Below are 11,420 nucleotides of genomic sequence, written 5' to 3' on the forward strand. Positions count from 1 at the left end.
ATAAATCCACCAAAAGCAGCAAGGGCTAAAAAATAGCCGACCTGCGTACTTAACATATAATTCAAAAATGTCGACACCGGTGCGGGCCGGCGGGATGATGCGCCCATGGTGGCTACTATTAGGGATGGCGCCGTGAGAAACCGGGCAATCAACATCGTGTCGATCAGCGGCTGGGACGTGCGGTGGGCGCCCGTGGACGAGCCGCGCCTGCGCCTGTTCTGCGCCCCGCACGCGGGCGGCGGAGCCGCCGTCTACAGGACGTGGGCCCGGCTGCTCGCCCCGGAGATCGAGGTGGTCGCCATCCGGCTGCCGGGCCGGGAGATCCGCTTCCAGGAGACCCCGTACACCCGCGTGGACCAGCTGGTGCCCGAGCTCGTCCGGGGCATCGCGCCGCTGCTGGACCGGCCGTACGCCTGGTTCGGCCACAGCATGGGGGCGCTCATCGCGTTCGAGGCCTGCCGGTGGATCCGGCACCTGGGGCTCAGCGAGCCCAGCGGGCTCGTGGTGTCCGGCCGATCGGCGCCCGACCTCCCCATGCGGGAGCGTCCGGTGCACGGCGTGCCCACTCCCGAGCTGGCGAAATGGCTGCGCGAGACCGGCGGCACGCCGCAGGAACTGCTGGACGATCCGGACCTGTTCGCGGCCCTGCTGCCCATGTTGCGCGCCGACCTGGCCGTCGCCGAGACCTACCGCTACCGTCCCGAGCCGCCGCTCTCCTGCCCGCTCTCGGTCTTCGGCGGCAGCGACGACCACTATGCCGACGAGGACGAACTCCGGCGGTGGGGCCGGCACACCACCGCCGAATGCCGGGTACGGATTTACCGCGGCGGACATTTCTTCATCCACGATTCGCAGGAACAGATCCTCCCGGTGATAAGCGCGGACCTGCTGCCCTGTCGCGCTATTCCCGGCGCCGGACCAGCCTCCCGGTGATCTGCAGCAGATCGACCCGCCCGGTCGCCGGGTCGCGAAGGAATCTGCCGATATAAGGCATCGCGCCCCGGTCCGCTCCGGCGGTGGTGAAGCGCAGGTCCTGGAAGCAGCTCAGCTTCCACCCTGGTTCCGACCCGACGGAGAGGTACAGCTCCCCGCCGGACGCCTCCACGACGCACGTCCAGGAACCGTTGGCGTAGTGACCGGCGCACTCGGCGGGGCCGGGCGCCGGCGGCCCGGGGTCGAGCAGTGCCGACAGGCGGTAGTCGCCCACGTCCAGCCCCATCGACCGGAGCTCCCCGACCAGCGCCTCCCACAGACTGACGCCGGTACTCCCGTTGGTCATCAGCGCGACCACGGTCCCGCTGACCGGCTCGGCACGCAGGTGGCACCACGCTCCGTCGCCGGTCCCGTCGTGCCCGAACCACTCCCGCCCGGCACGGCGGTACAGCGACCAGCCGGGACCCCAGCCGTCCGCCAGTCCGAACGAGCCGACGGCCACGTCGTCGAGCCGGTCGCGCCGCATCTCCTCGGTGGTCGCGTCGTCCAGCAGCGCCGGCTCGGGGCACGCGGGCAGGTGCAGCCCGGCGAAGGCGACCAGATCCGCCGCACTGGCGGCCAGCCCGGCGACCGGTTCCTCCAGCGGGGACACGGACTGCTCCCTGATCGGCAGCGCCGGGGCATGCGGCCGGACCGCGTGCCCGTCGGCGACGGGCGGCGTCCCTGAGCGCGGCGGAGGGTCCACGACGAACAGCGGCGCGATGCCCAGCGGGCGCAGCAGGAACGACTCCACGGCCTGCCGCCAGCTCATCCCGGTGATCACCTCGACGAGGTGCGCCGCCAGGAGATAGCCCGCGTTGGAGTACGAGAACGCGAAGCCCGGCGGGTGCGCCATCGCGGCGCGGGAGTCCACCCACCGACGCCGGGTCATGCCCGAGGCCGTCTCGTCGACGGTGGCCACCAGCCCGCCGGTGTGGCTGAGCAACTGCCGCAGGGTCACCTGCCCGGGCCCGAAGCCGAGCTCGGGCAGGTATGTGGCGAGCGGCACGTCGAGCTCGACGTCGCCGTCGGCGACCAGCATCATCGCCAGGGTGGCCGTGAACGGCTTGGTAAGAGATCCCATCGGGAACGCGGACCGGCTGGTGACGGGACGGCCCGTGCCGACGGACTCCTCGCCCGCTTCGGCGGTGATCGTCTGGCCCCGCCACCGTACGGCCAGCTGCGCCCCCGGAATGCGATGCCGCCGCACCAGTCGCGCCAGCAGGACGGACAAGGTCTCGGAATCCACCTGTGGCCTCACCGTTCGATGCCCGGGTCGCTGAACCGAGCGAGTGACCGCAGAGCCGTCCGGAAGTCCTCGGCCACCCGTTCGACGGTGGCCCGGTCATGCAGGCCGGTCGAGTAGTGCCAGTTGAACATGAGCCGGCCCTCCTCCGCCGCGCCGACGATCTCCAGCGGGTGGACCACCTGTTCGTCGGGGTGCTGTTCCTGCCCGATGGTGTCGTGGAAGGCGTGGTACAGGGACCGGCCGTCCGTTCTGGTGATCTCGTCGATCTGGCTGTGGTAGTTGAACAGCGCCTGGGGCGAGCCCCGGCCGGCCAGCGCGGAGTCGGCCGGGCCGAGGTGGCGCAGCGCGCCGTACCCCAGGCCGTTGCCGGGAACGGAACGCAGGCACCGGCGGACGGACCTGACCACCGCCGGCCAGTCCTGGTCCGTCAGGCTCGGCACGTCGAGCACGACGGGGTAGGAGCTGGTGAACCAGCCGACCGTGCGGGACAGGTCGATGTCGTCGAAGATCTCCTCCCGCCCGTGGCCCTCCAGCTCGATCACCAGCCGCCTCTCGCCCGACCACCGGCACAGCGTCCAGGCCAGGGCGCTGAGCAGCACGTCGTTGACCCGGGCGCGGAACACCCCGGGAGCCACGTGCAGCAACGCCTCGCTCTCCCGCTCGGTCAAGGTGATCGGCAGGATCCTCCTGGAGGACACGGTGTTCGGGCCGGGTCCGTCCGCGGGCAGCGGGGTGCTCTCCGGCAGCGCGGCCCAGTAGCCGAGCTGCTCGTCGAAGCCGCCGTCCTTGACGTGCCCGGCGAGCCGGTCGGCCCACTGCTGGAACGAGGACGTCTTGGGCCCCAGGTCCACCGGTTCGCCGCTCGCCGCCTGCCGGTAGGCGGTGTCCAGGTCGTCGTTGAGTATCCGCCAGGACACCGCGTCGATCACCAGATGATGCACGGTGAGGTACATCCACGCCCGTCGGCCCGCGCCGAGGTCGAACAGCAGCGCGCGCAGCAGCGGACCCTCGGCCAGATCGAGCGTCGAGTCGGCTTCGACCGCCAGCTCGTCCATGGCCCGCGCGCGCCTCGACTCGGCCACGGCCGACAGGTCATGCCGGTGCAGCAGCTCGGCCTGTTCCGCCGGGGCGTTGTACTGCGACCACCGGTCCCCATCGCGTACGTAGCGCAGCCGCAGCGCGTCGTGGTGCGCCAGCACGGCCGACAAGGCGGTGCGCAGCGCGTCCTCGTCGACGTCCGCGGCCAGCTCGACGAGCATGGACTGGGTGAGGTGGTGCGGGGCCACCGTGTGCGTGTCGAAGAACTCCCGCTGGATCGGTGTCAGCGGGACCGCGCCCACCACCGCCGTCTGCGTCGCCGCGATCTGCTCCGCCTGACCGGCCACCGTGGCGAGCTCCGCGATGGTCTGGTGCCGGAACAGGTCGCTGGAGGAGACGGGCAGACCCGCTCGCCTGCTCCTGAAGACCACCTGGATGCTCAGGATCGAGTCCCCGCCCAGCTCGAAGAAGTTATCCTCCACGCCGACCCGCGGGACACCGAGTATCTCGGACCAGATACCGGCCATGGCCTCCTCGACCGGCGTGCGCGGGGCGACGTACGGGCGGTCGGCCAGTCCCTGCTCGGGGGCGGGCAGCGCCCGGCGGTCGACCTTGCCGTGCGGGGTCAGCGGGAGCTGCTCCAGCACGACGAACGCGGCCGGCACCATGTACTCCGGGATCTTGCCCGCCACGAACCTGCCGAGCTCCTTCGGCTCGACGGTGGCGCCCGCCTTCGCCACGACGTAGGCGACCAGGCGTCTGTGCCCCGGCTGGTCCTCCCGCACGATGACGGCGATCTGGGCGACCCCGGCGTGCCGGGCGATGACCTTCTCGATCTCGCCGAGCTCGATCCGGAAGCCCCGGACCTTCACCTGGTCGTCGGTCCGGCCGACGAACTCGAGATTCCCGTCCGCCCGCCACCGCATCAGGTCGCCGGTGCGGTACATCCGGGAGCCCGGCGGCCCGAACGGATCGGCCACGAACCGCTCCACGGTCATTGCCGGCCGGGCCCAGAACCCGCGGGTGACGCCGTCACCGCCGATGTACGCCTCGCCCGCCACTCCCGTCGGCACCACGTTCAGGTCGTCGTCCAGCAGGTAGATCGTGGCGTGGGCGACCGGCCTGCCGATGGGCACCACGGTGTCCCCCGGCCCGATCGAACGGACCGGGAAGCAGCCGGCGGTCACCGAGCACTCGGTGGGACCGTACGCGTTGACGATCTCCAGGTCGGGCAGCCGGTCCAGCACCCGCGCGCAGTGCGCCGGCGAGAGCGCCTCCCCGCCGATGACGACCTTCCGCAGCCCGGACAGGATCCCGGGATCGGTGTCCGCGATGGCATGGAAGAACCCGGCCGAGAACGACATCGCGGCGACCTGGTTGGCCTTCAGGAACTCGTCCAGCTCGTCGACGGCGTGGAAGCCGCCGGGCCGCACCGCCAGGCAGGCTCCGGTGAGCAGCGCGTTCCAGAGCTCGTTCTGCGAGGCGTCGAAGGAGATCGAATGGTGCTGGGCGATGATCTCGGCGCCGCCGAAGGTGTGCGGGCCGGCGGCGAGCACCAGCCGTACCAGGCCCCGGTGGGTGAGCATGGCGCCCTTGGGCACGCCGGTGGAGCCGGAGGTGTAGACGAGCACCGCGAGGTTGTCCGGCTCCAGGCGGACCGCCGGTGCCGTACGGGGATGCCGGGCGATGGCGGCCAGCCGTTCGTCCAGGTAGATCACGTTCGCCCGGGTGGCCGGCAGCCGGTCGGCCAGCCGGGTCGCGGTGAGCAGGACCGGGACCGCCGTGTCGTCGAGCATGTACGCCAGCCGCTCCGGCGGGTAGCCCGGGTCGAGCGGCACGTAGGCGCCGCCCGCCTTCAACACGCCCAGCACCGCCGTCACCATGTCCAGGCCGCCTTCGAGGCAGATCCCGACCGGGACCTCCGGCCCGACCCCGCACTCGGCCAGTTCGCGGGCGAGCTGGTTGGCGCGGGCGTCCAGCTCCGCGTAGGTCAGCCGGGCCTCCCCGCACACGACGGCCGGCGCGTCCGGTACCCGCCGGGCCTGTTCGGCGAAGATCTCGGGCAGGCAGCGGGCGGGATAGCCGGTGGCGGTGTCGTTGCGCTCCACGACGAGTCCGCGCAGCTCCGCGTCGCCGGCGACCGGCAGCGCCCGCAGGGGACGGTCCGGCGCGGTGACCATGGCGTCCAGCAGCCCGAGCAGGTGATCCGAGAACCGCCGGGCCGTGTCCTCGTCGAACAGCCGGGGGTCGTAGCCGAGGCGCATGCGCAGCGTGTCGGTGATGAAGGCGACACAGGTGAGGGGGTAGTTCGAGGTCTCCACGCTGGTCATCTCGCGGACCTGGAGGCCGTTCCTGGCCGCCGCCTCGTCGTCGTAGGGGAAGTTCTCGAACACGACGACGCTGTCGAACAGGTTGCTGCCGTGCGGTATCTCGCTCCACTGGCGTACCTGGGCCAGCGAGACGTACTCGTACTGCCGGGCGTCCACCTGCTGTTCCTGGATCCGCCGCAGCCACGACAGCGTGTCGAGATCGCGGTCCACACGTACCCGGGCCGGCAGCGTGTTGATGAACAAGCCGATCATCTCGTCCGCGCCGGGGAGCTCCGCCGGCCGGCCGGACACGGTGGTCCCGAAGGACACGTCCCGCTCGCCGCTGTAGCGGGACAGCGACATCGCCCAGGCCCCCTGGATCACGGTGTTCACCGTCAGACGGGCGTTCCTGGCGAACCGCTCCAGCCGCCGGGTGTGCTCCTGCGACAGTGCCAGATCCAGCCAGGCCGAGTCGCGGGACTGGTGGGCCCGCACCGGAGCACGGTCGAACGGGAGCGGGGTGGGCGCGGTGAAGCCGGCCATCGTCCGCCGCCAGTGGTCGGCCGCGGCGGTCTTGTCCTGGTCGGCCAGCCACCGCACGTACTCCCGATAGGGGCGGCGGACCTTCGGCGCGCTCACCTGTTCGCCGGTGAGCGCGGCGTGCTCTTCGAACACCTCCGACAGCACGTCGGCGAAGCTCCAGCCGTCCAGCAGGATGTGGTGCGACGACCAGAGGATCTGGACGCCGGTCTCCGACAGCCGGGCCATGTGCAGTCGCATCAGCGGCGGCCTGGTCAGGTCGAGCTCCTGTCGCGTGGCCTCCTCCCACAGCCGCTTCTTCCGCTCTTCCTGCGCGGCTGCGGACAGTCCGCGCCAGTCGTGCTGGGTCACCGGCAACCGGACATCGCGGTAGACCACCTGCAACGGCTCGCCGGCCTCCTCCCCGGCCACGGCGGTACGCAGGATCGGCGTCCGGTCGACCACCCGCTGGAAGGCTTCGGCGAGGATCTCCGGATCGGTGACCCCGTCCAGCACCAGACCGAAGTGCGTGAAATAGATGTCGGTGTCGTGCGCGCCGAGCGAGTGGAACAGCAGCCCGCTCTGCATCGGCGTCAACGGGTAGACGTCCTCCACCGACCGCCCGTCACCGGCGATCCGGTCCACACCGTCCTGGTCCAGCCCCGCCAGCGGGAAGTCCGACGGCGTGCAGCCCCCCGCGCCCGGCCGCGCGCAGTGCTCGACGATCTGCTCCAGAGCGGCCACGAACTCCGCGGCCAGCCGGGCGATGGTCGCCTCGTGGTGGATGCCGACCGCGTACTCCCAGCCGAACTCGAGCTCGCCCTGCCGCACCATGCCGGTGACCTCGATGAGGTTCTGCCGGGCCAGGTCCGGGCTCCGGTCCGCGACCGGGCTGGGCAGCCAGCCGCGGACCAGGCCGCCGTCGTCGGTGTCCACGTCGAAGCGGCCGTGGTAGTTGAACCCGACCTGGCAGGGGCGGCCCCGCCCGAGCGCGCCGCCATTGCCCAGGTAGCGCAGCGCGCCGTAGCCGAGCCCGGCCGTCGGTATCTCGCGTAACTGCTCCTTCACCGCTTTGATGACCGCTCCCCAGTCCGGCGCCGACGGTACGGTCAGCGCGACCGGGAACAGGGTGGTGAACCAGCCGACCGTGCGCGAGAGGTCGACGTCGTCGAACAGGTCCTCCCGGCCGTGACCCTCCATCTCCACCGGAATCGTGTCGCCACCGGTCCACGCGGACAGCACCGTGGCGAGCGCGCCGAGCAGCACGTCGTTGACCTGGGTCCGGTAGACGCCGGGCACGTCCCGCAGCAGGGCCCGGGTCGTTTCGGCGCTCAGCCGCACCGATACGGTGCGCGCGGAGCCGACGGTGTTCTCCCCGGAGCCGTCCACCGGCAGGACCGCCGCGTTCTCGACCGCCCGCTCGACCTCCGACCAGTACGCGAGCTCCCGCTCGAACCTGCCTGCGGCCACCGCCTCGCCCAGGCGGCCGGACCAGTCCCGGTACGAGCTCGTCTTCGGCTCCAGCCGCACGTCCTCGCCACGGGCGGCCTGCTGGTAGACGGTGTCCAGATCGGACAGCAGCACCCGCCAGGACACGCCGTCGACCACGAGGTGATGCGCGGTGACGAACAGCCGGGGACTCCGGCCCCGGCCGAGGGTGAAGAACACGGCTCTGACCAGCGGCCCGGTGTCCAGCCGCAACCCGCGCTGCGCCTCCATGACGGCGTCGCGCATCGCGCGGTCCTGGCCGGGCTCGTCGAGTTCCGACAGGTCGGCCGTCCGGAAGACCTCGCCGTTCTCGATGCTCGCGTAGTGCTGCCGCCATCCGTCCGCCGTGCGCTCGGCCCGCAGCCGGAGCGCGTCGTGGTGGGCGAGCGAGCCGGCGAACGCCGTGCGCAACGCCGCGACGTCGGGGTCGTCGGACAGTTCCAGGAACATCGACTGGTTGAAGTGCTCGGCTCCGTCCGGGTACTCCTCGAAGAACCAGTGCTGCACCGGCGTCAGTCGCACGTCCCCGACGGCCGGGCCCGCAGCCGCCCTCGGTACGTCCTCGACGGTCACCACCGTGGCCAGGTCGGCGACGGTCTGGTGGAGGAAGATCTGTTTCGCGGTCAGTCGCAGGCCCGCCCGCCGCGCCCGGGACACCACCTGCAGGCCGAGGATCGAGTCCCCGCCGAGGCCGAAGAAGTTGTCCTCGATGCCGACGCCGCCCTGATCGACGCCGAGCACCTCGGCCCAGACGGCCGTCAGCACGGTCTCGACGTGGGTCCGGGGAGGCACGTACCGATCCGCCGCCCGCTCCACGCGGTCCGGGGCGGGCAGGGCGCGCCGGTCCAGCGTTCCACTGGAGGTCAACGGCAGCGCGTCCAGTATCACCAGGGCGGACGGCACCGCCGGGTCCGGCACGATGTCGGCCAGGAAGGCCCGCAGCTCACCCAGATCCGGCGCCCGGTCCCCGGCCGGGACCACATAGCCGACCAGGCGGTCGCGGCCCGTCTCGTCCCGCCGGACGGCGGCCGCCGCGGCGGCGATCCCGGTGTGCCGCATGATCGCGGTCTCCACCTCGCCGAGCTCCACCCGGAATCCGCGGACCTTGACCTGGTCGTCGGCCCGGCCGACGAGCTCCAGGTTGCCGTCGGCGCGCCAGCGGCCGAGGTCCCCCGTCCGGTACAGCCTGGCTTCGGGATCGGTGGTGAACGGGTCGCGCAGGAATCGCCGCTCGGTGAGGTCGGGACGGTTCCAGTAGCCCTGTGCCACGCCGTCGCCGCCGATGTAGAGCTCGCCGAAGACGCCGACCGGGACCGGGCTCATGCGCGCGTCCAGTACGTACACCCGCGTGTTGATCAGCGGCCGGCCGACGGGGACCATCGCCGCCGGCCCGATCGGGTCGGCGCGCAGCTCGAACACCGTGGAGTCCACGGTGGTCTCCGTCGCGCCGTAGGCGTTGGTGACGACGGTGTCCGGGCCGACCTGCTCCAGCAGCTTCGCGCAGTCGTCGGCCAGCCACGGCTCGGAGCCCACGGCGAGCACCCGCAGCGAGTCCAGGCTGCCGCCGACCCAGGTGAGCTCCTGCGACACCGCCTTCGCCAGCGACGGCGTGGTGACCAGGATCTCCGGGGCCTCCTGTCCCAGCATCGCGGCCAGTGCCGGCGGGTCGGCCACCACGTCCGCGGGGCACACCACCAGTTCGCCGCCGAACAGCGTGGACAGCAGGAAGTCGCCGAAGAACACGTCGACCCCGAGGCTGGAGACCGAAAGGCAACGCCCGCGCAGCCGGGTCAGGCCGTAGCGGGCGTCCCAGGCGCGCATGATGTGCCGCACGTTGTGGTGGTTGACCATCACACCCTTCGGCGTTCCGGTCGATCCCGAGGTGTAGACGACATAGGCCAGGTCGTCGGGGGTCACCGTGGTGGCGGGCGGCACCGCCGGCAGCCGGTCCAGCGCCGGCCGGTCCCGGTCCATGTCCACGATGGTCGCCTGGTGCGCGGCGACGCGGTCGCGCAGCCGGGCTTCGGTGATCACGACGGAGGCGGCGCCGTCGTCCAGCATCGTGGTCAACCGCTGGGCCGGGTGGTCCGGATCCAGCGGCAGGAAGGCGCCGCCGGCCTTCAGGACGCCCAGCAACGCGACGACCGCGTCCACACCGCGTTCGAGGCAGACGCCCACCAGCACTCCGGGGCCCACTCCCAGGCCGGTCAGGTGCTGGGCCAGCTGGTCGGCGCGGGCGGCCAGGCCGGCGAACGTCAGCCGCTCGTCGCCGCAGCTCACCGCGATCGCGTCCGGGCTGCGCCGGGCCTGCTCGTCGAACAGCTCGTGCACGCAGCGGGCCGGACCGCGTCGGACCGTGGGGCCCTGCCAGGCGGTGGTCAGCTCGTGGAGCTCGGCTTCGGTGAGCATGGCCAGCGCGTGCAGAGGGCTGTCGGGAGCCTCGGTGATGCTGGTCAGCAGCATGAGCAGATGCCGGCTCATGCGCTCGATCGTGGCCCGGTCGTACAGGTCGGTGCTGTATTCGAGATAGCAGGTCAGAGACCGGGCGTCCTCGTAGAAGTCGAAGGTGAGATCCAGCTTGGCCACGTTCATCGGCGGCTGGATCTCCGACACCTCCAGCCCGTGGAAGGCGGGCGCGCCGTCCGCCGTGTTCTGCAGGTTGACCATGACCTGGACCAGCGGCGGGCGGCTCGGGTCCCGCTCCGGCCGGAGGATCTCGACCAGCCGCTGGAAGGGCACCTCCTCGTTGGCGAACGCGTCCAGCAAGGTCGAGCGGACCTGCGACAGGAAGGCCGTGAACGGCAGCGACCCGTCCACCTGGGAACGCAGCACCACCGTGTTGATGAAGAAGCCGATCAGGTTCTCCAGGTCCGGCCGGCCGCGGCCGGAGGTCACGGTGCCCAGAGCGATGTCCTGCTCGCCCGAGTAGCGGCTGAGCAGGAGCTTCGTCGCCGCCGCCAGCGGCATGAACAGCGTCGCGCCGTTGTCGCGGCTCAGCCCCCGCAGGCGCGACACCAGCGGCTCCGGCACCTCGAACACGTGCACCGCGCCGGCCGAGGTACGTACCGGAGGCCGTGGCCGGTCCGTGGGCAGTTCGAGGGCGGTCATCCGGTCCAGCCGCCCCCGCCAGTAGGCGAGCTGGTCATCGAGCGCGGGGCCGGCCGCCCGGTTCCGCTGCCATGCCGCATAGTCGGCGTACTGGACGGGCAGCGGGGGCAGTACGGCCTCGGTCCCGCTCAGCTCGGCCGTGTACGCCGTGGACAGCTCGCCGGCCAGCCGGCCCATCGACCAGCCGTCGCTGACGATGTGGTGCATGCTCAGCACCAGGACGTGGTCCCGCGCGCCCATCCGCAGCAGGGACGGCCGGAACAACGGGCCGCGCCGCAGGTCGTACGGCGTGTTCATCTCGTCGAGCAGGCACTGCTCCACCGCGCCGTCGGACGCCCGCCCGGACAGGTCGACCAGCGGGAGGGGCAGGTCGACGTGGTCGTGCACCACCTGAAAACCACGGCCGTCCACCGCGTCGAACGTGGAGCGCAGCGACTCGTGCCGCCGCACCACGTGGTTCAGGGCGGCGGTCAGCGCCCGGATGTCCAGGTCACCGCGGAGCCGCAGCGCCCGCAGCGCGTTGTATTCGGCGCTGCCCGGCTCCAGCTCGGCATGGAACCACAGGCGTTGCTGGGCGAACGACATGGGCAGGACGCCGTCTCGCGGCACCTGGGCGATCTCCCGGTCTTCGGGGTGCGGCTGCTCGCCGGCGAGCCGGCGCCGGACGAGCTCTCTGAGATGGGCGGGAACGGCGGCCAGCTTGTCTTCGAAGGACGTGGACATAGATCGTGGTCCCT

3 protein-coding genes are annotated in these 11,420 nt (G+C 71.7%); 1 reads left to right on the top strand and 2 read right to left on the bottom strand.

The annotated features are described in order from the left end of the window. Positions 1-132: 132 nt before the first annotated feature. A complete protein-coding gene (locus AB0B91_RS45080; RefSeq protein ID WP_358334358.1) occupies positions 133-933 on the top strand; it encodes an alpha/beta fold hydrolase in 801 nt (266 codons plus the stop codon). Here the strand turns inward: AB0B91_RS45080 and AB0B91_RS45085 are convergent. Together AB0B91_RS45085 and AB0B91_RS45090 are read right to left on the bottom strand one after the other, a co-directional pair. Continuing rightward, positions 902-2,221 (bottom strand): serine hydrolase domain-containing protein, encoded by a 1,320-nt coding sequence (locus tag AB0B91_RS45085; protein ID WP_358334360.1) that lies wholly within the window; start codon positions 2,219-2,221, stop codon positions 902-904. The two genes, AB0B91_RS45080 and AB0B91_RS45085, sit on opposite strands and share 32 nt — an antisense overlap. Positions 2,222-2,229: 8 nt before the next feature. Then, positions 2,230-11,406 carry an amino acid adenylation domain-containing protein gene (locus AB0B91_RS45090; RefSeq protein WP_358334363.1) on the bottom strand — a complete coding sequence of 3,059 codons (9,177 nt, stop codon included), beginning with the start codon at positions 11,404-11,406 and terminating at the stop codon, positions 2,230-2,232. Positions 11,407-11,420 lie beyond the last annotated feature (14 nt).

The sequence above is a fragment of the Nonomuraea sp. NPDC049141 genome (assembly GCF_040648415.1).
GTDB lineage: Bacteria > Actinomycetota > Actinomycetes > Streptosporangiales > Streptosporangiaceae > Nonomuraea.

What these genes read in the sequence shown, in the direction of transcription:
- AB0B91_RS45090 (WP_358334363.1), bottom strand. Translation starts at nt 11,406, where the DNA reads ATGTCCACGTCCTTCGAAGACAAGCTGGCCGCCGTTCCCGCCCATCTC.